The following is a 22405-nucleotide window of genomic DNA, read 5'->3' on the forward strand; positions in this document are numbered from 1 at the left end:
CTCCAGTTGGCCCAGTAGGTCCAGTTGCGCCAGTGTCTCCAGTTGGCCCAGTAGGTCCAGTTGCGCCAGTGTCTCCAGTTGGCCCAGTAGGTCCAGTGTCTCCAGTAGGTCCAGTAGGTCCAGTAGGTCCAGTAGGTCCAGTAGGCCCAGTAGGCCCAGTTGGCCCGGTTGGAAGTGTAAACGGTGGTATTGGTGGTAAAGTTGGACCTACAAGATTAGGATCAAATGCACTAGCTGATAAGAATTCATCAGGATTTAAGCCATCTGAATAATTATTATTTGACATAAATTCACCTCCATAAAGCTTTCATTATATAGTAGATGCAAAATCGCAAGAAAATGACACGGACATTTGAATTATTAAAAAGAAATCTTAAATAGCTTGAACAAGTTAAAAAAATGGAAAGTTTATTGTATGTATAACATATGATTGAGTTGGAAGAGGGTGATTATGTTGAACAAGCAAGGAATTACAATTAGTCTATGTATGATTGTTCGCGATGAGGAAAATACAATAGATCGATGTTTGGACGCGGTAGAAAAAATTGTTGATGAAATTATTGTAGTTGATACAGGATCCACTGATCGAACGAAGGAAATTGTAGCAAAATACACTTCTAACATACACGATTTTCCGTGGGTTGATGATTTTGCGGCAGCTAGAAATTTTGCGTTTTCAAAAGCAACGCAAGAATATATATTATGGTTAGATGCTGATGATGTGTTATTAGAGGAAGCTCAAGAATCACTGAAAACATTAAAACGAGAGTTAGATGGTAAAGTTGACGCTGTTTCTATGCCTTATTATCTTGTAATGGATTCTAATGGGAAACCTTTATATTGCACAAGAAGATATCGACTTGTAAAGCGTGAAAAACAATTTCAATGGTTTGGAAAGGTGCATGAGTATTTAGCTGTTTCTGGTGAAATTTACAATAGTAATGTCGCCATTACACATAAGAAAGAAAAAGAAATAACGAATCGTAATTTGAAAATTTTTCAAAATGCTGTAGCAGCTGGAGAAGAATTAAGCCCGAGAGATTTATTTTATTACGGTAATGAATCCATGGATAATCAAAAATACGACGATGCGGTTCTTCTGTATGAAACATTTCTTAATCAAGAGGAAGGATGGCATGAAGAGAAAATTTATGCATGTGGTAAGTTAGGAGATTGTTATGCGAAGTTAGGAGACTGGGAGAAGGCAGTTGAAACTTGTACGAAGTCGTTTCGTTATGGTATTCCTAGGGGAGAGAATTGTACAAGAATAGGATATATATATATGGAACAACAAAAGTATAATGAAGCGATATTTTGGTTTAAGCTAGCAACTGAAGTGCCGCTAGCAGAGGATAGTCCTTTTCACAGTCCGGCTAGTTATACGTGGATTCCATATTTACAAATGTGTATTTGTTATAGCAGATTAGGAGATCAAGATAAAGCTTATTATTATAATGAATTGGCAGCTTCTTATGTTCCGAATAATGCTGCGATTGAATATAACCGTAAATATTTTAGAGGCGTCTATGATAAACAATATAAAATGTAATTTGTTCTATTTTTAGGAAATGACTTGTCGCTATTCTAATGATAGTAGAATGGCTATATATTAGAGTATCGGTAATGCAACCAATAGAGATGGCATCCTTTGTAGAATATCTTTTGTTTCTATTTCAAATTCAATTTGCATAAGGAGTGTGTGAAATGAATCGGGAGAAAAGTTCTTTATACGAAGAAAAATCTGAACATTATTATAATGCGATAAATCCTAATTTATTCAAGCATATAAAAAAGGAATGGCAAGAAGTTCTTGATATTGGTTGCTCGAGCGGTGCATTAGGAGCGGCTATAAAAGAAAATGGAGCACGTGTATCAGGAATTGAGGCGTTCCCAGAGGCTGCCGAAAAAGCGAAAGAAAAATTAGATCATGTTATTTTAGGTGATATAGAAACAATGGATCTTCCTTATGAGAAGGAACAATTTGATTGTGTCATATTCGGGGATGTATTAGAGCATTTATTTGATCCGTGGGCTGTCATAAAGAAAGTAAAGCCATATATAAAAGAAAATGGTGTGATTTTAGCTAGCATACCAAACGTTGCGCACATTTCAGTATTAGCTCCCTTACTCGCTGGAAATTGGACGTATACAGAATATGGCTTATTAGATAAAACGCATATTCGTTTCTTTACTTTTAATGAAATGCTAAGAATGTTTTTAAAAGCAGGATATTCTATTAGTAAAGTAGATCGTGTATATGTTGATCATAAAATATATGAGCCACTTATTGAAGAGTTATATGGAATTTGTAAAAAGTATCGTCTTGGAAGTGGCTTCATGGCTGAGACAGTTGTATTTCAATATATTATTGAAGCAGAAAAATCACAATTATGAGTGCTGCAGAAAAAACAATATTATTTGTTACATGTATAAATGATCGGAAATTGTATGCACAATGTGCGCGACATATATTGAAATTGGCAGTACCTCCTGGGTATACTATACAATTTATGCCGATTCGAAATGCAAAAAGTATGACGAGCGGATATAATCAAGCCATTTTACATCCAGCGAAGTATAAAGTGTATTTACACCAAGATGTCTTTATTATAAATGGAGCCTTTCTATACGGATTAATTCAATTATTTGAGGAGCATGAACATCTTGGGATGATTGGGATGGTTGGATCCCAATATGTTCCTCCAAATGGTGTATGGAACGAAGGGCGTGGGATTGTCGGGAAAGTCATTGGTTATATGAACGATTTGTTTTATATGGCAAGTTTAGAGCAACCATTTCATGAATCAAAAACGTTTATTCCTGTGCAATGTATTGACGGTTTATTGATGGCGACACAATATGATATTCCGTGGCGAGAGGACTTATTTGATGGGTTTGATTTTTATGATGTATCCCAATCTTTTGAATTTAAAAAAGCTGGGTATACAGTCGGTGTCCCTGTGCAGCGTGATGCTTGGTGTATTCATTATCATTTTGATGTGAATATGACGAACTATGAAAAGTATAGAAAAGTATTTGTAGAGAACTATATGTCAGATGTGAATAAAGAAGAATAGAGGGCTACAAAATGAAAGATCATACAATATTAGTCGTTGTTTGTGTAAATAATGAAGAGCTTTTCGAGCAATGTGAGAGACAAATAAGAAACATTTTTGTTCCCCCTGGCTATGTAGTGCAAATTTTTCCGATACGAGATGCGAAAAGTATGGCAAGTGCGTACAATCGAGCACTTTCATATCCAGCGAAATATAAAGTATATATACATCAAGATACTTACCTTATTAATCGTGATATGTTTTATACACTTATTTCTCTTTTTAAAGAAAATGAAAAGCTTGGTTTAATTGGAGTAGCTGGTGCTCAGTTTTTACCGAGTAACGGGATATGGTGGGAAGGGGAAAATTTAGTAGGGAAAGTGATTGAATACAGAAGACAGAATTATCAATTATTAAATTTGGATCAGGGATTTTATGGAAATCAATCTTTTATGTCAATGCAAGCAATCGATGGTTTACTCATGGCAACGCAGTATGATATTCCGTGGCGAGAGGATTTGTTTCAAGGATTCCATTTCTATGATGTGTCACAGTCTTTAGAATTTCAAAAGGCTGGATATTTAATTGGTATCCCTAATCAAGCAAATCTATGGTGTATTCATTACAACGGAGATGAGTTTGATGCGGATACATATGAGAAATACCGGGAAATTTTTGTGGAACATTATAAAGATGTGCTATCTCCATCATAAGGGAGAGATGAAGGATGAAAGGGATTATTTTAGCAGGCGGGACAGGGTCGAGATTATATCCAATAACGAAAGTAACAAATAAACATTTACTTCCCGTTGGGCGGTATCCGATGATTTATCATGCGGTATATAAGCTGAAGCGATGTGAAATTACAGATATTATGATTATTACCGGTAAAGAGCATATGGGAGATGTTGTGAGCTTCCTAGGAAGTGGTCAAGAATTTGGTGTGTCCTTTACGTATCGTGTGCAAGATAAGGCGGGCGGGATTGCGCAGGCGCTAGGACTTTGTGAAGATTTCGTAGGAAATGATCGGATGGTAGTTATATTAGGAGATAATATCTTTTCAGATGATATTTGCCCGTATGTTGAAGAGTTTACAAGTCAAAAAGAAGGGGCTAAAGTGCTGCTTCAATCTGTAGAAGATCCCGAGCGATTTGGTGTAGCGCATATTCAAGGCCGAAAAATAATTGGAATTGAAGAAAAGCCGAATGAGCCGAAAAGTTCTTATGCTGTTACGGGAATTTATTTGTATGATTCGAAAGTCTTTTCTTATATAAAAGAATTAAAACCTTCCGCAAGAGGGGAACTTGAAATTACAGATATAAATAATTGGTATTTAAAACGAGGAGTACTTACTTATAATGAAATGAGCGGCTGGTGGACTGATGCGGGAACGCATGCTTCTCTTCAAAGAGCGAATACGTTAGCGCGGGATATAAACTTTGGGAAACAGTTTAATGGAGAATAGGTGAAAATATGAAAGTTGTAGAAACAAATTTTACCAATGTGAAATTGTTAGAACCAAGATTGTTTGAAGACGAGCGAGGTTTTTTTACTGAAAGTTATAATAAGAAGATGCTAGAAACGTTAGGGATTACGCATTCATTTGTGCAAGATAACGTATCTTATTCAGCACATTCGGGGACGATTCGAGGGCTACACTTTCAAAAAAATCCGAAAGCACAAACGAAACTCATTCAAGTTATGCAAGGTGCAATATATGATGTTATCGTTGATTTGCGAAAAGATTCACCTACATTTAAAAAGTGGAGAGGTTATATTTTAAGCGCAGATAATCATAGGCAATTATTAGTGCCGAAAGGATTTGCTCATGGTTTTTGTACAATTGTACCTCATACAATTGTTATGTATAAAGTAGATGAGTATTATAGTGCTGATCACGATTCCGGTTTGCTTTGGGAAGATAAAGAATTATCAATTCCATGGCCGGTAACAAATCCTATCTTGTCCGATAAGGATCGAATATTACCATTACTTCAGGAATATGAAGATAGTTTTTAAGTAGGAGAGTTGTTTATGAATATATTAGTTACAGGTGGAGCTGGATTTATTGGAAGTAATTTCATTCACTATATGTTAAAAAACTATGAAACATATAAAATCATTAATTACGATGCATTAACATATAGCGGGAATTTAAATAATGTAAAGTCTATTCAAGAAAATCCTAACTACTCATTTGTAAAAGGGAAAATCCAAAATGGAGAGCTGCTGGAACATGTTGTTAAGGAACGTGATGTGCAAGTAATTGTAAATTTCGCAGCTGAATCACATGTGGATCGTAGTATTGAAAACCCAATTCCTTTTTATGATACGAATGTAATAGGTACAGTCACGCTGTTGGAGTTAGTGAAAAAATATTCACATATTAAACTTGTGCAAGTATCAACAGATGAAGTATACGGTTCTTTAGGGAAAACAGGAAAGTTTACTGAGGAAACCCCGTTAGCTCCAAATAGTCCGTATTCTTCAAGTAAAGCGAGTAGCGACATGATAGCCTTATCTTATTATGAAACGTATCAATTACCAGTTATTATAACGCGTTGTTCTAATAACTACGGACCGTACCAATATCCTGAGAAATTAATTCCGTTAATGGTTACGAATGCGCTTGAAGGAAAGAAACTACCATTATATGGTGATGGATTGAATGTAAGGGATTGGCTGCATGTAACGGATCATTGTAGTGCAATTGACACCGTTTTGCATAAGGGATGTGTAGGAGAGGTATATAATATCGGCGGGAATAACGAAAAAACAAATGTAGATGTTGTGGAACAAATTATAAAACTTTTAGGAAAAACGAAAAAAGATATTGAATTTGTAACAGACCGTTTAGGTCACGACCGTCGTTATGCGATTGATGCACAAAAAATGAAGAATGAGTTTGAATGGGAACCGAAGTATACGTTCGAACAAGGATTAAAAGAAACGGTGGAATGGTATAAAAACAATGTGGACTGGTGGAAACCACTAAAAGAAAAGTAAGGGGCATGTAGATGAAAGAACGGATTATCATAACGGGAGCGAACGGTCAGCTAGGGAAGCAACTACAAGAAGAGTTGAATTCTGAGGAATATGACATATATCCATTTGATAAAAAGTTATTAGATGTAACAAATATATCCCGAATTAAGCAAGTGGTACAAGAAATAAAGCCACATACAATTGTTCATTGTGCAGCGTATACGAAGGTAGATGGTGCTGAGAAAGAACAGGATCTTGCTTACTTAATAAATGCGATTGGAGCTCGAAATATAGCGGTTGCTTCACAATTAGTAGGGGCTAAGTTAGTGTATGTCAGTACCGATTATGTATTTCCAGGTGACAAACCGGATGGCTATCATGAATTTCATAATCCAGCACCGATAAATATATATGGAGCTTCTAAATTTGCAGGAGAGCAGTTCGTAAAAGAGTTACATAATAAATATTTTATAGTTCGTACATCGTGGTTGTATGGTAAGTATGGAAATAATTTTGTGAAAACGATGCTACGATTAGGAAAAGAGAGAGAAAACATATCTGTTGTAGCGGATCAAATTGGCTCTCCTACGTACGTGGCAGATTTAAATATGATGATTAATAAGCTCATTCACACTTCTTTATACGGTACGTATCACGTATCCAATAGAGGATCATGTTCTTGGTTTGAATTTGCCCAAAAAATATTTTCGTATGCAAATATGAAAGTGAATGTATTACCTGTTTCAACTGAAGAATTCGGATCGGCGGCTGCGAGACCAAAATATTCTATCTTTCAACATAACATGCTACGATTAAATGGTTTTTTACAAATGCCTACTTGGGAAGAAGGATTAGAAAGGTTTTTTATAGAAACAAAAAGTCATTAACAAAAATTTATGTTAGTGACTTTTTTGTTTGCCTTTAAGAGGTTTTATGGTACTATAATTATAGTATCAGGTACTAATAACAAGTATAAGTATTTCTGGGAGGATATATCATGGAACTATTACAAGGGAAAACATTTGTTGTTATGGGCGTTGCGAACCAAAGAAGTATTGCATGGGGAATTGCTCGCTCTTTGCATAATGCAGGTGCAAAATTAATATTCACATATGCAGGAGAGCGTTTAGAAAGAAACGTTCGTGAACTAGCGGAAACATTAGAAGGACAAGAATCACTTGTATTACCTTGTGATGTAACGAATGATGAGGAACTTACAGCTTGCTTTGAAACTATTAAGCAAGAAGTTGGTACAATTCACGGTGTTGCACACTGTATTGCTTTTGCAAATCGTGATGATTTAAAAGGCGAATTTGTAGATACTTCTCGCGATGGATTTTTACTTGCACAAAATATTAGTGCATTCTCTTTAACAGCTGTAGCAAGAGAAGCGAAGAAAGTGATGACAGAAGGCGGAAATATTTTAACTTTAACATACCTTGGCGGCGAGCGCGTTGTGAAAAACTATAACGTTATGGGTGTTGCGAAAGCTTCATTAGAAGCTAGCGTGAAATATTTAGCGAACGATTTAGGACAACATGGCATTCGCGTTAACGCTATTTCTGCAGGACCAATTCGTACGTTATCTGCGAAAGGTGTAGGCGACTTTAACTCAATCTTAAAAGAAATTGAGGAGCGCGCACCACTTCGTCGTGCGACGACTCCAGAAGAAGTTGGAGATACAGCAGTATTCTTATTCAGTGATTTAGCACGCGGAGTAACAGGTGAAAACATTCATGTTGATTCAGGATATCATATTTTAGGATAAATATAATAGGAATTAAAGTTTAAAAAGGACAGTCTCTAAACGTTGAGACTGTCCTTTTTAATTGTTCCCAGAAAGAACGATTTTTAACGAAAGTTCTAGCCACGTTATGAATATAACTATAATAGTACACGATTTATCCAGCTACGTATGGAAGTGGGAGGGACGAGTGTGAAGAATAAAAATAAAAGTTCAACAGTTGGAAAACCGTTGTTATATATTGCACAAGTAAATTTAGAACTCGCTGCACCGAAAATAAAAAGAATTATTTTAACGAATTTTGAAGATGAGGATCAAAAAGAGCAAAGTAATAGAAATGAAAGTATTGTAAGTATTGTAAGTAGTGCTGTGGAAGAAGTGGTAGAACAAGAGAAACAAGAACCACGAGAGGAGCCTCAAGTGGAGGTGGAAGAAAAAGTAGAGGAAGAGCAAGTGAGAACGGTCCCTTACAATAAATCCTTTAAGGATATGAATAATGAAGAAAAAATTCATTTTTTATTAAATCGTCCTCATTACATTCCGAAAGTAAGATGTAGAATAAGAACGACTACCGTCTCATATATAGGATCGATTATATCTTATCGTAATGGCATTGTATCCATTATGCCACCAAATAGTATGAGAGATGTTCGGTTATCTATAGAAGACATCAAAACGATTGATATGGCCGGTTTTTAAATATGTAAAGGTGGTAGAAAGCTTCTACCACCCCAATAGTTTTTTAGTTTACTTAACTATAGAAACGTCGCGTAAGCACTGAATAGCACAGAAGCAGCTTAAATCAACAGTAATGCAAGTAGATGTCGAGATTAATCTTGCATTTGGTACAGCTAAAAACGTACAAATTGGATCGTCGCCAGGTGGTACAGGAGACCCATCACCTAATACTACAGTTAACACACGTAGGACAGCACAGCTATCGTCATCTACGCTTTCTACACGGAAAATTGGAGATTGGCAGCTAGTAAGGCTTGCAGATGGTGCAAATGCTTCAAATGGCGTTCCAGCTTTTGTGTATAAAATAAAAGGGCGTGTATTTGCTACTGCTGCTGTATTGTGTGCTCCTAAAAATGGAATTTCACAACCAGAACCACATGTTGAACTAGAGCAATCTTGTAGTTCATTGATGAATTTTACGACGTCAACTACGCAGTGAGAAGAGCTATGGTGTTTATTTTCGTTACAACTCATTAATGTCACTCCTTATCTTCTTGTTTGTATTTACATTAATAAGATATTGGAGTGGGGGAGATTTGGTCACAATCTTAAGACCTTTTTTTTTAAATAGGCTAAAGAGGATAGGGAAGGTGGAATTATGTTATTTACAAGCTGGCTTTTATTTTTTATTTTTGCGCTAGCTGCATTTAGGTTAACTCGTCTTATTGTTTATGATAAAATTACAGCTTTTTTGCGAAGACCGTTTATTGATGAGTTAGAGATTACAGAGCCTGATGGAAGTGTATCGACTTTTACAAAGGTGAAAGGGAAAGGATTAAGAAAGTGGATTGGAGAATTATTAAGCTGCTATTGGTGTACAGGTGTGTGGGTTAGTGCTTTTTTATTAGTTTTATATAAATGGATTCCTATTGTTGCAGAGCCTGTACTAGCATTATTAGCCATTGCAGGTGCAGCAGCGATCATTGAAACAATTACAGGATATTTTATGGGAGAATAATAAAGTGAAACTTTAATCAGTGGGGGCATTGCCGGCTTGCTATTAGCCCGCACCAATCGTGATAAATCTTCATGATGTTAGAAAAAGCGGAGTTTAAGAGGATGCGGGAACGGAAATAAGGAGTTGTTCATATAGTAAATAGACAGAATTGACAGTAGAGGAGATGTTTGCTGTGAGCAATAATCCAAGGCAAAATTCATATGATCTACAGCAGTGGTATAACATACAGCAACAGCAACAAGCACACCAACAGGCATATCAAGAACAGTTACAGCAACAAGGGTTTGTGAAAAAAAAGGGATGCAACTGTGGGAAAAAGAAAAATAAAATAAAACAATATGAAGAATGAAACACTCATGTTACTGTGAGTGTTTTTTATTGTAAAAATAAAAAGCGGTATTTCAATTAAGAAATACCGCTTTTTACTAGCTAATTTGTGCAACTGTTAATGCTGCAGCACGAATGTCTACAGTTCCAAATAATTCAACTGGTACGATTTGAATCAAGTCGCCAGGATTCAAGTTAATAAGAATAACACCACTGGAAACGTCTACTTCACCAGTACCGACAATGTTAGCCCGGACTGCCGTTCCTGATCCTGGAATAATGTTATCTGGTGTGTCCAATGTTAAGAAGAATCGAGCGGCATTTGGTGGCGCAGGAACATTTTCAAGACTCACTGTTAATGTATAACTGATTTGATAAATACCAGCTACTTGAATTCGAATGCCAGCTCCGACACTTACTGTATTATTTATTACAGGAACAGTAATATTTGGGTTTGGACTTACGCTAGGTAATAGTAGTGGTGTGAATAATGAAGCAAACTGAGGTGCAGAAGCGTTGAAAGCAAAACCGAAGGCAGGTAGTGTACTAGCTGGTTTCGCCTCACAATCAATGTTATTAAATTCGCAATCAGAAGAGAACATGTTTTTCACTCCTTTATCTGTTTCTACTTTCAGTTAATGAAAAGGACAGGTTCTATGTTCTAGACAAGTTCCCAATTTTATAAAAAATACATAATAATACCTTTTAAGCATGGATTGGGTGGCAGAATCATCTGCCACCCAATCCATGCTTAAATTAGTATTCAGTTTTATATAGAAACATCGCGTAAGCATTGAATAGCGCAGAAGCAACTTAAATCAACAGTAATACAAGAGGAGGTTGATACTAATCTTGCATTTGGTACAGCTAAAAATGTACAGATTGGATCGTCACCAGGTGGTACAGAGGTACCATCACCTAAAACTACAGTTAATACACGCAATACAGCACAGTCATCATCATCTATACTCTCTACACGGAAAATTGGAGATTGGCAGCTAGTAAGACTTGCAGATGGTGCAAATGCTTCAAAAGGTGTTCCAGCTTTTGTGTATAAAATAAAAGGACGTGTATTCGCTACTGATGCAGTGTTATGTGCTCCTAAAAATGGAACTTCGCAACCAGATCCGCATGTTGTAGTTGCGCATTCTTGTAGTTCATGTATAAAACGAACGACATTTGATACACAGTTGAAATCACAATCATGGTGATGATGATCTTCATTACAATTGCAGCTCATTATGTTCACTCCTTATCGTGAGTTCTGACATACACTATTACAATATGAACGGGATATGATTGATATTACGTTAATTCTCAGGATAGAAACAGGGAATTTATATAGAGGGGATGTACATAACGTGATATGCAAAAAGACACCCTTATTTAATGGGTGTCTTTTCAGGTAAATCTTTTCGCGCAGTATATAAAAAACGAGATATATCTAGTTTTTTTCCTCTGAAAAATTGCGGGGAGGAAATGTAAAGTTCTTCTTTTGCGCGTGTAATGGCGACATAGAGTAATCGTCTTTCTTCTTCTAATGCTTCAGAAGTCTCAGTTACACGGTCATTTGCATCTTTTAAAGAAGAAGTATGCGGCAATATACCATCGCTTGCTCCGAGTAAAAAGACGCATGGAAACTCAAGGCCTTTCGCGTTATGAATTGACATAAGCGATACGGCATCTTTTTGCGGCATTGTTTTTAATGCTTCCATTTCTTTTTGACCTTGAATGGCCTCGTTAATAAATTGTAAGTAAGCTGGAATATCCGTAAAGCGAGTTGCTGATTCCATCAATTCTTCTAACATTTCTTCTTGTATGTCCTTATGCATCGTAAAGGAAGAACGATCATTACTTTGTAAGTACTCTAAATACTTTCCTTTACCATGAATAATTTCTTTCAATGCTTTTTTCGGTTCAAGTTCTTTTATAAACTTAATAAAATCGATTCGCTCATTTACTTTTTTAACTTGAAAAGGTTTCAAGCTCGGGTTTAGTAATAGAAAATGAAGAAGAGAAGGGAAACGGCCCTCACCATATTTCCATTGTTCACGTTCAATAAATGAAATGCACTCATCACGGCCAATATACATTGTTGGTAATATATTTGAAAGTGATTCGAGGCGGAACGGTTCAAGCACGAGTCGTAAGTGATCTAATACGGGCCTAATTAAAGAATGTTCGTAGAACGATTGGCTCGCTCCATGTTTAATAAATGGAATCTTATGAATTGTAAGCTGATCAAGTAAAGAACGGCTTACAGAATGTGTACGATATAATAAACAAAAATCTTTATAATTTCGTTCACCACTATCTACTTTTTCCTGAATGAGTTGCAAAATTTGATTTGCTTCATCAAGAGTTGTAGCTGGTCGTGCGTAAAATGGTTGTACACCTTCTTCACGAACAGAATATAGCTCTTTATCAAAACGTTCTTGATTTAGCTTAATAACTTCATTTCCAAGTCCGACGATAAATGGATTAGATCGATAATTCGTATTAAGTGCGATAATCGTTGTATTATCAAATTCCTTTGGAAAAGATAAAATAATTTGGTGACTTGCCCCTCGCCAGCCGTAAATCGCTTGATCGTCATCACCTGCGATAAATAAATTATTTCTCGGCGTGGCTAACAATTTTACAATTTCATATTGTGCATACGACGTATCTTGAAACTCATCTACTTCAATGTAATGAAAACGCTCTTGTAATTGAGTAAGCAGGGGAGCGTTATTTTCTAACATATAATACATTTCTAATAAGATGTCGTCAAAATCGATATAATTGTGTCGTTGTTTTACCTCTTCGAAACGTTCGTATACTTCTTTGAACTCTTGTTCAACCGGTGTTTTCGCTTTTACATCTTTCGGACGATTCAATTTGTTTTTCTCAAGTGAAATCATAGCGAGTATCGTTTCGGCATCATAATCGTCTTTTAAGCGCAATTCTTTCAAAATTTTCTTTATCATAATTTGTTTATGTTTTTCATTTGCTAAAATTTGCTGATTATATCCTTGACTACGAAGCAATTTTAAAAAGACAGAGTGGAATGTACCAGCAACGACATAGCTACTTGCGGCATGATTCATACCAGGTAAATTCGCTACACGGCTTCGAATTTCTTCAGCTGCTTTTTGTGTAAACGTCAGCAGCAAAATATTTCGCGGATGGACATGTTTTACATTAACTAAATAACCAACGCGAGTTGTTAAAACAGATGTTTTACCACTTCCAGCACCAGCTAGTGTAAGGACAGGTCCTTCTGTCGTTTGCACTGCTTCTAACTGTTTTTCATTTAAATAAACACCTTGCTGTTCTAAAGCGCGGAAATACGCCGCATCTGCATCTTCTTCCATAATTAAATGGGTAGATGTTTTCGGAATATGATACGTCGCTTGCGGAATACCAGCGTGTGTTAACGATTTTTGTGAAAATTTTTCTTGTGTCATATATTCACCTTCAAAACTATAGCATCAACATTTAACTTTAGCGGAAGAAAAAGAAAATAGCAATGTAAAAAACAGGAGGGGTTACCTCCTGCTACAAAATTACCCCGCTATTTGCGGGCAGTAAAACTCTCACTTCAAAATTCAGGTGCCCGTAAACGCCTGATTGGTGAAGGCTAATAATCAGTGGGGGATGAACAAAACCCCCACTGATTAAAGTTTCACTTTATAATTCTTTTATCATTACGACGTGCGGGATATTTGCTTCCATAAACACATCAGAAGCCGTCACGTATCCTAGCTTTTTATAGAAAAATTCAGCATGTGTTTGAGCATGGAGTTTCAATTTCGGTAGAGACTCTTCCTTCGCATACGCTTCAAGTGCATCCATAATGATTTTGCCAATGCCTTTTTTACGATGGGAAGCTAGTACGCAAATGCGTTCCATCTTTCCAACTCCATCAACGATGCGGAAGCGACCAGCACCAACTGGAACATCATTATCATATATAACAACGTGTGTTGAAATTTCTTCAAACTCATCATACTCTTCTTCTGCAGAAACACGTTGCTCATTCACAAATACTTGCTTACGTACAGAGAATGCATCTCTTAGTTGTTCGTCCGTTTGTACGATTTGTGCGTGCAAATTAGTTGCTCTCCTTTCCAAGGTGGAATGTTTCATGTACAGTCCACGTTCCATTTTCTAATTGGTATAGAAGGTGGAAACGATCGATTGGTTGCTCATAATAGAAATCTTTCATACGTAATCGACCTAATACATCAGCGTGCTCTGCGTCTGATAAGTCTTGACCGATTGTTAAATGAGGTACGAAAGAGTACTCGCGCTCTTGTGTAAAGAAACCATTATGCATTTCTTCATTTAAGAAAGTAAGTTCAGGTGTTTTTTCTACTTTAAAATAAAGAACATTATTAACAGGTGCGAATGAACCGACTTTCCCAACATGAAGGGTGAAAGGGTTCGTTTTATTTGCGATTGTATGTAACTCATTCACAATCGATTCTAATTGTTCATCTTGCGTCTCAAAGGGTGTTTTCAATGTAATATGTGGCGGAACTAATGCGTAATGCGGATCATAACGTTTACGTAATCCGTTCGCTTTATCTTGAATCATTTTTGATGGGAAAATTACAATTCCTAATTTCATGTTCCAATTCCTCCCTTTGCAAGTCTAGTTAGATTTTGAGAATAAATCTCTTTATCTATTATATCAAATTATTCTGAATACCGCTCTCTATTATTTCATTGATAGAATGTGAGAAAATGCTTTTGGTAAATCTGCTTGCCAATATTTCCATGTGTGATTCCCTTCAAACTCTTCATAATGCGTGATGAAATTTCTATCTGTAAGTAGTTTATTTAACTCGCGATTTGGTTCTACGAAATCAGATACTTGTCCGTCTGTACGCTTGACAGCTGTTTCTTCGGTCCCAATTACGTGATAAAGATCTAGCGCCCCCGGATTTTTGAAATCTTTTGCTAAGTTCATGACTGTTTCATCAACAAATGGTGATTGCATAACGACCTTACCGAATGTATGCGGATACATAAGTGCGGTCATGAAGGAAACTGTACCGCCGAGAGAATCTCCAATTAAAACGCGTCCTTTACCCATTTGATACGTTGGATAATTTGCATCAATATATGGGGCAAGCTCATGAGCAAGGAAACGAATGTAAGCAGCATTCTTTACATCATTTGGGAAATATTTTTCCTTACGATCGTGTACATTTTTATATGGAATACCGACAATAATTGTGCGGTCGATTTCTTCAGTTTCACGAAGACGCTCAATTACACGGTGGGCTTTACCAAGCTGAAAATAATCTCTACCATCTTGTGCAATAACAACCGTATGCTTATGGAGAGGTGTGTAATTTACTGGTAAATAAACAAGAAGTGTAAGCTCCTCTTGAAGTGATGTACTAAAAAATGAAATTTCTTCAATTCTCCCTATTGTTTGATTCATGTATATCCCCCTAAATAAAAATTTACTGTAATGATTGTAAGAGCGACGCTTGTAGTGAAAAGGAAAGAAATAATCACTAATAGGTGCCTTAATTTCTATTTTACCATAATGGTACGAAGAATCTAAAAAATTAGTATTTAAGTTGTGAAAGAAAACGGATATAATGAAGTGGGATTTTTTACAGGTGAGAGGGGAGACAGGATTTGAAACAAGAAAGATCAATCGCACTACCACTAGCAATTTCCATTATAGCAATTTCATTCGCAGCTGTTTTTGCAAAGATGTCCTCAGCACCATCTTCCATTTTAAGTATGTATCGATTATGGATTATCGTACTTATTATGCTGCCGATCGTTTGGAAAAAACGGGAAGAGTTTAGTAGGATTCAAATAAAAGATTGGGGATTTTTAATTGGATCTGGTTTCTTTTTAGCTCTTCATTTTCTTCTATGGTTTGAATCCTTAAAGCATACGACAGTTGCTAGTTCGACGATTATTTTAGCACTTCAACCGATCGTATCTTTAGTGGGAGGTTTTTTCTTATTTAAAGAAAGAACAACCTATTCAGCAATTGCGACGATGGGAATTGCGATACTAGGCGTAATGTGTATTGGCTGGGGAGATTTAGGGCTAAGTAAGCAAGCAATTTATGGGGATATATTATCCTTTTTAAGTGTAATAGCAGTTGTCGGTTATTTATTTATCGGACAAACGACAGTAAAGAAAGTATCTCATTGGATTTATAGTTTCACTGTATTTGCCTTCGCTGGTATATTTATAGCGATTTATAACGTTATACTTCAAGTGCCATTTACAGGCTATACGAAGTGGGATTGGAGTATTTTTCTTTTACTTGCGATTGTACCGACAGTGTCACACGTCATTAATAATTGGTTATTAAATTACGTAAATGCAACAACGATTTCAATGAGCATTTTAGGAGAACCAGTTGGGGCATCTATACTAGCGTTCTTCTTACTTGGAGAAAAATTAAATGCAATGCAAATTATCGGTAGCATGCTCGTATTGTTTGGTGTATCTGTTTTCTTACTACAGCAACAAAAACGAACAGCAAAAAATGTGGTGAACGAACCGGCTTATACACAGGAATTATAACGAGCCTATTCTAATATACGAAAAGAGAAGTTATTGGTAACTTCTCTTTTTTTGTTCTATGCAGAAAATAAAACAAATCAATAGGAGGAATCCCCTCCATATAGCATGAAAAAAGATAATATATAGTGGAGTTACATCATACGTTTCTCATACAAATATAGAAGGGGAAGGGGAAGGAGAGACCAAATGAAAGAGATTTTAATGAAATACATGACAAATCTTACAACATTAAGTGAAGAACAGCAGCGCATGATCGTAGAAGAATTACAAATTGAAGAGTATAAAAAAGGAACAGTGCTCCTAGGGCAAGGAGATGTTCCGTCTAAATGTTATTTTGTATTAAAAGGATGCGTGAGGCAACATTGTATAGATGAATCTGGAAAAGAAGTTACATCAAATTTTTATACAGAAGAACAAGCAATCGTAAATTTCAATCATCATAAACAAGATAAATTATCCCCACATACGTTAACGTGCCTAGAAGATTGTCTAGTTGTAGTTGGCGATCTGTATAGTGAAAAGGACATGTATAAGAAATATTCACAGTTAGAAGAAATGACGCGCCAAATGATTGAATACAATTTTGGTGAAGTACAAGAAGAACTTACATTATTTATTGCATCGACACCAGAAGAGCGCTACAAATCATTATTACAAAAACGACCGCATTTAATCGATCGTGTTCCTCAATATCAATTGGCAAGTTATCTAGGTATTACGCCAGAATCATTAAGCAGAATTAAGAAACGACTCAAACAGTAGAGTTTTTTCCACCTCTAAGCAATAGCCATATACTAAATCCTAGTTCACCTGCGATCATCGGTAGTTGAAAGACAACGTTAAGAATGGAAATAATCGCATCATATTGTGAAAACATCGTATTCATTACGTTAATGATGATATAGCCGATTGCAGCAATGAGCAGTAATATACTAATAGTTTTCGGTATGTTTTTAGATTGAAAGGTTACGTATCCTAAGGTGAGAAGATGTAAGCCGAAAATGATTAATCCTACAGACCAAATGTATTCAAAAGCTTCTAGAAATAACATTGTATATGCTTCTGAATTAGCAACTGTGTTTTTTGAAAGAAGTAATACAAATATTAAATTGAATATAGCAATCCCAAGTATAGCTGTATACATAAGACGAAGACAGGCAGCTAGTAATGAGAGGCTAGTATGGATAGGTTTTAGAAAGAAATAAAGAGCCCACGAGGCGATAATATCCGTAATGAAAATGATAATCCATCCGAAAATTTCTGCTTTGAAAAGTGAACTTGAAGTTTGAATATTATGGAGTGTCGTGCTCGCATCTCCTTGTACAACGAGATTTCCGTGAACAAAACCGTAAGAAAAAAATGCAGCAAATGCCATAATAAGAAGAGAAGCACCAGTAAATAAGGCAAACTTTCGTTCATTCATATGTCGTCCTCCTATTTCAATATTACTTTTATTTTAATAAGGGAAGGAGGAGAAGTCATTGACTTAAATCAAGAGAGGAGAGAGCGTAATGGAATTTCCATCAAAAAAAGCTGTATGGTTATATCCAATCTTTTTCATTGTTTTAGGCGCCTGTTTCGCTCCAATATTTGCAGGGAGAGAATATTTTCTCTTATTTTTTATAATTCCATTAGCTATACTGTTTAGTTGGAGTTGGTTTTTAACAAAATATATTGTTGGAGAAGAAACAATTACTATTAGATCGGGTTTCGTTAAAAAGCGCTTTGCAGCCTTCTGGTCTCTTGTTTTGTTTAGGAAAAAATCAATTGTGTTTCCTTTCGAATCAACAGCACGATACAGATACATCCATTGACCTTTTACTTTGATATATGTTTCATCGACTCTCCAAGAGTCATTTGTTTGTTTGAGGTGACGACGGATTCGTTTGTCCAATTCAGGATCATACTGATGAACCCAACGCATAATCGTTGTATGAGAAATGGATAACCCCCGTTTCTTCATCATTTCCACCAAATCATGCACCCTTTCTAGAGTAATAGTATCAGTATGTCCAAGATTTATAGATTCATTGCAATTGTCCTGAAGTTTTTGCACCAGAACCTATTTTCTTCTTTCTCCGTCATCTGATCTCCCCCTCTTAGAATAAGCCTTTTCTTAACTATAAAAATACCAGAATATCCTTATTTCTATCATACAGGATAAAAAGTATAAATTCTAATTAATACCATTTTTTAAACATCTATTTTATTTTTGTACCGTAGTAGTTTTCTGATTATTTGATAAAAGCATAAAATTCAATTAACTTTTTGTTTATTTTGTGTTATTATTCATTTGTAATATATAACATTAAAGGAGGGATTTTCTATGAGTAATTTACTAGAAAAATTATTTGGAGTTAAAAAAGTCGAAGTTGATAAGCCGCAATATACTGAAACTGGATGTGACTCTTATATTTTATGTAAAGGGAAAGATGGATATATGTATCCACAGAGATATACGTTTATAAATGGAAAAATAATCAAAAATGGTTGTTGCTAAACTATGTAGAAACCCAAGGGCGAATGTACATTCGTCCTTTGGGCTCTACTATATCTAGAAAGGTGCATCATATGATTATATATTTTATTTTATTTTTATTATGGATATCTTTACTTTTGATATTAGTTTTAAAAATCACTAAACTAAAACAAGTAATACACCAGCTCCCTAAAGTTTATCTCTCTGGTGAATACAAGGATCCGTTAATAGGGCAAGATATAAAAAAAATTTTGGAATTACCTAGTTCTTACACGCACCATAAAGAATCTATTATTATGGTAATGTCCCCAACATGTATGTTTTGTCATGACAAGTTAGACGAAATAATTGATAACAACAAACATAAGTCTCATAACCTAATTTTATACATAGATTCTAAAAACAAAGAATTTTACAATCAATTTGTTGAACATGTCCATTTTAAAAGTACCATGCCTGTTTATCCGTTATCTATTGTTCAACAAAAAAAGTTAAGAGTATTTGCTTTCCCAGCTTTTATACATATCGATTCACAAGGAATTATTACAAGAAATTCGACAATAGCAGATAAACTTATTTAAGTAACTTCAGGTTGAAATTTATAAAAAATTTGTTCCAGATATTATAAATTTGAGGCACAACATGCTATACATTTGATAGGGGAACTTTTTATTACTGATCTCCTGTATCTCCTATTTCTCTTTTAATCATAATATTAAGAATAACAAAATCAATGCACCTTTCTCTCTGCTATTTGAAAATACTAATGATATAACAAAATTCTATCTTTCCAATACAAAAAGAAACCTACAAAGAAATTAAAAGAAGTGGTGATTTTAATATGTTAATTTCATACATACTAAGAATATTCAAGCTGATTTGGAAGGTTGATAAACTTTGGTTATTTTATTCTAGCTTTTTTATATTAATTTTAGGAATGCTACCGGTTGGAACAATTTTAATTACAAAAGAATTAATAAATAACATAGCACTATTAATAGAAAATAAAAGTGAAAGTAATACTTTAGCCATTGTATTGCTTATATCACAATTCATGCTTTTAATATTGGAAACAGTTATTAAACAATTTCAAACGTATCTCGAACAACAGTTATCTTTTAAACTTAATAGATTGCTAACAGAACAAATTGCTAATAAATCTATCAAAATACCGTATTCTAATTTTGATGATCCTAATTTTTACAATTACACCAATCGTGTTAGATCAAATACAGGACCTCGCCTTTTGTCACCAATTAATAATTTATTTTCCATAATACAATCATTAATAGCTCTTACGTCTTTAATTATTTTTTTAATTTCAATTCATTGGAGCTTGGCCTTGATTAGTACTTTTGCTTTCATACCAACTCTTTTAATCAAATCTTATTTGGGAAATAAGGGCTTTCAACTCCAAAAAGATTTAACTCCTATTGTTAGAGAAGCTAGTTATATTGAGAATTTGATTATGGAAAAAGAATCGGCTAGAGAAGTAAGGGTGTTTAATTTATATCCCCATTTTATAGATAGATGGAAGCGGAAATATACAGAAAATATGAAAATCTCTCTGTCTTTCTTGAAAACAAAAAGCAAAGCTGAAATATTTTTAGATGGTATCATAGCTATTTCATATTGCAGTTCTGCAGGAATCATTATTTGGTTAATAAAAAAGTCAGCTGTTAAAATCGGAGAATTTGTTTCTATTGGACAAGCTGTGCATAGTACTCAAAATTCTTTACATTCTATTTCTGCAAGTATTGCACTACTATATGAAGATACACTATATATTCATGATTATTTTAACTATATAGATTCATTTGAAGAAAATGAATCTAATACTAAAAACACAATCACATTTCCTAGTAAGTTATACCAAGGGATTCGATTTGAAAATGTATCATTTTCCTATCCAAATAGTCAAAAAGAAGTTTTAAAGAATGTATCATTTTCAATTAAACCTGGAGAGAAAATAGCGATTGTTGGTCACAACGGATCGGGAAAAACCTCTTTAATTAAATGTTTACTTGGTCTATATCCTCTTACATCTGGAAATATTTATTTTGATGACGTACCTATAAATAAAATTCAATTAAATTCCCTTAGAGATAACATCACTGTTATTTTTCAGGATTTCACCAAATATTTCCTTACAATTGAAGAAAATATTGCTTTTGGAAATATATCAGAAAGAAACGATAAGAAAAAAATCCAGGATGTTGCTCTACAATCAGGAATCCATACAGATATAACAAAGTTTCCAAATAAATATCAATCATATGTAGGTCGATTTTTATATGAGGGAGAAGAACTTTCCGGTGGACAATGGCAAAAAGTAGCGATTGCGAGAGCCTTATTTAAAAATAGCCCTATTATGATTTTAGATGAACCTACCGCAGCTTTAGATCCTTTATCTGAAAGGGTAATTTTCGATAAATTCAAACAATTAACAGAAGAAAGAACAACACTTTTGATTTCACATAAAATGTCAGCAGCTAAACTAGCAGATAAAATCATTGTATTAGATAATGGAAAGTTAGTTGAATTTGGTACCCACGAACAGCTAGTATTGCAAAAGGGAAAGTATCATGAACTATATACCACTCAAGCAGAATTCTATGACAACAAGATACGTGAATATTCCGAACGGTAATCCCTTAGAAACTGACTAGATGCTATTTCTATAAAATGTGAAATAGTATCTAGAATTTACGAATAAGCAACTTAAAATATTGATGTACTACTAATTATAGAGGGAGAATTACACGTGAGTGAAATCATTTTAATATTAAGAGTAATGATCGGCATTCTCTTCTTATCAACTGCTATAAGTAAAATTTCAGATTTTAAAAAACATGTTATCATTGTAAAGGAATATGAAATTATTCCTCAAAAATTAGCAAAATCCTTTTCTATTTTTGAAGTCATTTTAGAATTTTCTTGTGCCAGTTTGCTATTACTAGGCTTATTTCCTGTTATTTCCGGATTAGTATTATTTATTTTATTAGTTTTGTACACTACAGGTATCGTAATCAATTTATTAAAGAAAAGAACCACTATATCATGTGGTTGTGGAGGAATAGCAGGTAATCACCATTTATCTTGGTTTTTAGTATTTCGTAATATAGTCTTATTAACTGTAGTTTATTTTCTTTTAAAGAACCAAACAAATCTTCTCAGCTTAAACGCTGTATTAATTCATCCAAAAGACCCTAATCTTATTTTTAATAGTAATGCAGTACTATCAGTCTTAATATCAATTTTTTTACTTTTCTTTATTTCTATTTTAAATTCACTATTTTTTATTCGTTCGAGCATGAATAACTTTTTAAAATTAGCAAAACAAATAAAGGAGCGATGAACTTGAACTGGTCTGATTATCTTCTTTGGACTTGTATGATTATTCAAATGATTGTTTTCTTTTTATTAATTAAATTAGTAACTGATTTTCTAAATAGATTCCAAACTCAAGTAGGAATGATTGAAATTACTAATTCTGCTGAATTAAAAGTAGAAGAAGAAGATTTAGAGTATTCGAAAAATAAAACAGATAAAAATTAATGTGCGAA

At 34.6% G+C, this 22405-nt stretch carries 28 protein-coding genes and 3 pseudogenes; 21 read left to right on the plus strand and 10 right to left on the minus strand.

Annotated elements, in window-relative coordinates:
• The coding region (locus DET63_RS30745; protein ID WP_258550639.1) for an exosporium leader peptide-containing protein at positions 1 to 286 on the minus strand (286 nt) is incomplete at its 3' end.
• A 165-nt stretch (positions 287 to 451) separates the two neighbouring features.
• On the opposite strand from DET63_RS30745, the gene DET63_RS20485 reads away from it, so the two are divergent.
• The 10 genes from DET63_RS20485 to DET63_RS20530 all read left to right on the plus strand — a co-directional run bounded on the left by DET63_RS20485 (position 452) and on the right by DET63_RS20530 (position 8484).
• Positions 452 to 1549 (plus strand): tetratricopeptide repeat-containing glycosyltransferase family 2 protein, encoded by a 1098-nt coding sequence (locus DET63_RS20485; RefSeq protein WP_002064275.1) that lies wholly within the window; start codon positions 452 to 454, stop codon positions 1547 to 1549.
• 155 nt (positions 1550 to 1704) lie between these two features.
• Positions 1705 to 2394 carry a class I SAM-dependent methyltransferase gene (locus DET63_RS20490; RefSeq protein WP_002125965.1) on the plus strand — a complete coding sequence of 230 codons (690 nt, stop codon included), beginning with the start codon at positions 1705 to 1707 and terminating at the stop codon, positions 2392 to 2394.
• On the plus strand, positions 2391 to 3077 hold the full coding sequence (locus DET63_RS20495) for a glycosyltransferase family protein (RefSeq protein WP_113937690.1): 687 nt from the start codon (positions 2391 to 2393) through the stop codon (positions 3075 to 3077). The genes DET63_RS20490 and DET63_RS20495 overlap by 4 nt, the downstream gene beginning before the upstream one ends.
• An 11-nt stretch (positions 3078 to 3088) precedes the next feature.
• Positions 3089 to 3769 carry a glycosyltransferase family protein gene (locus tag DET63_RS20500; protein WP_113937691.1) on the plus strand — a complete coding sequence of 227 codons (681 nt, stop codon included), beginning with the start codon at positions 3089 to 3091 and terminating at the stop codon, positions 3767 to 3769.
• Positions 3770 to 3783: 14 nt separating this feature from the next.
• Entirely contained in the window at positions 3784 to 4521 is a 738-nt protein-coding gene (locus tag DET63_RS20505) for a sugar phosphate nucleotidyltransferase (RefSeq protein WP_002030415.1), read from the plus strand.
• An 8-nt stretch (positions 4522 to 4529) separates the two neighbouring features.
• On the plus strand, positions 4530 to 5075 hold the full coding sequence (rfbC, locus tag DET63_RS20510; RefSeq protein WP_113937692.1) for a dTDP-4-dehydrorhamnose 3,5-epimerase: 546 nt from the start codon (positions 4530 to 4532) through the stop codon (positions 5073 to 5075).
• A 15-nt stretch (positions 5076 to 5090) separates the two neighbouring features.
• Complete coding sequence (gene rfbB / locus DET63_RS20515; protein ID WP_002125972.1) at positions 5091 to 6062, plus strand: dTDP-glucose 4,6-dehydratase; 972 nt, start codon at positions 5091 to 5093, stop codon at positions 6060 to 6062.
• Between the two features lie 11 nt (positions 6063 to 6073).
• The gene (rfbD, locus tag DET63_RS20520; protein ID WP_002134996.1) at positions 6074 to 6928 is read left to right on the plus strand and encodes a dTDP-4-dehydrorhamnose reductase; all 855 of its coding nucleotides are present in this window, start codon (positions 6074 to 6076) and stop codon (positions 6926 to 6928) included.
• 110 nt (positions 6929 to 7038) lie between these two features.
• Positions 7039 to 7809 (plus strand): enoyl-ACP reductase FabI, encoded by a 771-nt coding sequence (gene fabI, locus DET63_RS20525; protein WP_002011384.1) that lies wholly within the window; start codon positions 7039 to 7041, stop codon positions 7807 to 7809.
• Between the two features lie 147 nt (positions 7810 to 7956).
• The gene (locus DET63_RS20530) at positions 7957 to 8484 is read left to right on the plus strand and encodes a CotO family spore coat protein (RefSeq protein ID WP_181777941.1); all 528 of its coding nucleotides are present in this window, start codon (positions 7957 to 7959) and stop codon (positions 8482 to 8484) included.
• 48 nt (positions 8485 to 8532) lie between these two features.
• On the opposite strand, the gene exsY is transcribed toward DET63_RS20530, so the two are convergent.
• A complete protein-coding gene (exsY, locus tag DET63_RS20535; protein WP_002135000.1) occupies positions 8533 to 8997 on the minus strand; it encodes an exosporium assembly protein ExsY in 465 nt (154 codons plus the stop codon).
• A 124-nt stretch (positions 8998 to 9121) separates the two neighbouring features.
• Between exsY and DET63_RS20540 the strand changes: the two genes are divergently transcribed.
• Together DET63_RS20540 and DET63_RS20545 are read left to right on the plus strand one after the other, a co-directional pair.
• Positions 9122 to 9481, plus strand: coding sequence for a DUF1360 domain-containing protein (locus DET63_RS20540; protein WP_000899658.1), 360 nt, complete (start codon positions 9122 to 9124; stop codon positions 9479 to 9481).
• Positions 9482 to 9644: 163 nt separating this feature from the next.
• Entirely contained in the window at positions 9645 to 9830 is a 186-nt protein-coding gene (locus DET63_RS20545; protein ID WP_002064286.1) for a hypothetical protein, read from the plus strand.
• Between the two features lie 76 nt (positions 9831 to 9906).
• Here the strand turns inward: DET63_RS20545 and exsF are convergent, their stop codons facing one another.
• The 6 genes from exsF to DET63_RS20575 form a co-directional block, all read right to left on the minus strand.
• Entirely contained in the window at positions 9907 to 10410 is a 504-nt protein-coding gene (gene exsF, locus DET63_RS20550) for an exosporium protein ExsF (protein ID WP_113937694.1), read from the minus strand.
• Positions 10411 to 10577: 167 nt separating this feature from the next.
• Complete coding sequence (cotY, locus tag DET63_RS20555) at positions 10578 to 11048, minus strand: spore coat protein CotY (protein WP_113769138.1); 471 nt, start codon at positions 11046 to 11048, stop codon at positions 10578 to 10580.
• 142 nt (positions 11049 to 11190) lie between these two features.
• Positions 11191 to 13257: an ATP-dependent helicase gene (locus DET63_RS20560; RefSeq protein WP_002135005.1), complete on the minus strand. Its 2067-nt coding sequence runs from the start codon at positions 13255 to 13257 to the stop codon at positions 11191 to 11193.
• A gap of 223 nt (positions 13258 to 13480) precedes the next feature.
• On the minus strand, positions 13481 to 13903 hold the full coding sequence (locus tag DET63_RS20565; protein WP_044437812.1) for a GNAT family N-acetyltransferase: 423 nt from the start codon (positions 13901 to 13903) through the stop codon (positions 13481 to 13483).
• A 1-nt stretch (position 13904) separates the two neighbouring features.
• Positions 13905 to 14423, minus strand: coding sequence for a YjcG family protein (locus DET63_RS20570; protein WP_113937695.1), 519 nt, complete (start codon positions 14421 to 14423; stop codon positions 13905 to 13907).
• 90 nt (positions 14424 to 14513) lie between these two features.
• Positions 14514 to 15245: an alpha/beta hydrolase gene (locus DET63_RS20575; protein ID WP_002030493.1), complete on the minus strand. Its 732-nt coding sequence runs from the start codon at positions 15243 to 15245 to the stop codon at positions 14514 to 14516.
• A 203-nt stretch (positions 15246 to 15448) separates the two neighbouring features.
• On the opposite strand from DET63_RS20575, the gene DET63_RS20580 reads away from it, so the two are divergent.
• Both DET63_RS20580 and DET63_RS20585 read left to right on the plus strand, forming a co-directional pair.
• Positions 15449 to 16360, plus strand: coding sequence for a DMT family transporter (locus DET63_RS20580; protein ID WP_113937696.1), 912 nt, complete (start codon positions 15449 to 15451; stop codon positions 16358 to 16360).
• A 186-nt stretch (positions 16361 to 16546) separates the two neighbouring features.
• Entirely contained in the window at positions 16547 to 17122 is a 576-nt protein-coding gene (locus DET63_RS20585; RefSeq protein WP_113937697.1) for a Crp/Fnr family transcriptional regulator, read from the plus strand.
• On the opposite strand, the gene DET63_RS20590 is transcribed toward DET63_RS20585, so the two are convergent.
• Positions 17112 to 17783, minus strand: coding sequence for a DUF4386 domain-containing protein (locus tag DET63_RS20590; RefSeq protein WP_113937698.1), 672 nt, complete (start codon positions 17781 to 17783; stop codon positions 17112 to 17114). The genes DET63_RS20585 and DET63_RS20590 overlap by 11 nt on opposite strands.
• Before the next feature lie 88 nt (positions 17784 to 17871).
• Here DET63_RS20590 and DET63_RS30345 point away from each other — a divergent pair.
• Positions 17872 to 18084 (plus strand): annotated as a pseudogene (locus tag DET63_RS30345) (PH domain-containing protein); the annotation flags it as partial.
• On the opposite strand, the pseudogene DET63_RS20595 reads toward DET63_RS30345, so the two are convergent.
• Positions 18068 to 18338, minus strand: a pseudogene (locus DET63_RS20595) (IS6 family transposase); the annotation flags it as partial. The pseudogenes DET63_RS30345 and DET63_RS20595 overlap by 17 nt on opposite strands.
• 348 nt (positions 18339 to 18686) lie before the next feature.
• On the opposite strand from DET63_RS20595, the gene DET63_RS30350 reads away from it, so the two are divergent.
• From DET63_RS30350 to DET63_RS20615, 6 genes and pseudogenes are all read left to right on the plus strand, one after another.
• On the plus strand, positions 18687 to 18860 hold the full coding sequence (locus tag DET63_RS30350) for a hypothetical protein (protein WP_154696180.1): 174 nt from the start codon (positions 18687 to 18689) through the stop codon (positions 18858 to 18860).
• Between the two features lie 71 nt (positions 18861 to 18931).
• Entirely contained in the window at positions 18932 to 19420 is a 489-nt protein-coding gene (locus DET63_RS20600) for a hypothetical protein (RefSeq protein WP_061676105.1), read from the plus strand.
• A gap of 260 nt (positions 19421 to 19680) precedes the next feature.
• Positions 19681 to 20532 (plus strand): annotated as a pseudogene (locus tag DET63_RS31135) (ABC transporter transmembrane domain-containing protein); the annotation flags it as partial.
• Positions 20533 to 20718: 186 nt separating this feature from the next.
• The gene (locus DET63_RS31140) at positions 20719 to 21489 is read left to right on the plus strand and encodes an ABC transporter ATP-binding protein (RefSeq protein ID WP_420196574.1); all 771 of its coding nucleotides are present in this window, start codon (positions 20719 to 20721) and stop codon (positions 21487 to 21489) included.
• Between the two features lie 114 nt (positions 21490 to 21603).
• The gene (locus DET63_RS20610; protein ID WP_061676103.1) at positions 21604 to 22197 is read left to right on the plus strand and encodes a MauE/DoxX family redox-associated membrane protein; all 594 of its coding nucleotides are present in this window, start codon (positions 21604 to 21606) and stop codon (positions 22195 to 22197) included.
• A 2-nt stretch (positions 22198 to 22199) separates the two neighbouring features.
• Complete coding sequence (locus DET63_RS20615; RefSeq protein WP_113937700.1) at positions 22200 to 22397, plus strand: hypothetical protein; 198 nt, start codon at positions 22200 to 22202, stop codon at positions 22395 to 22397.
• Positions 22398 to 22405: the final 8 nt, after the last annotated feature.

The sequence above is a fragment of the Bacillus sp. DB-2 genome, from assembly GCF_003315125.1.
GTDB classification, from domain to species: domain Bacteria; phylum Bacillota; class Bacilli; order Bacillales; family Bacillaceae_G; genus Bacillus_A; species Bacillus_A mycoides.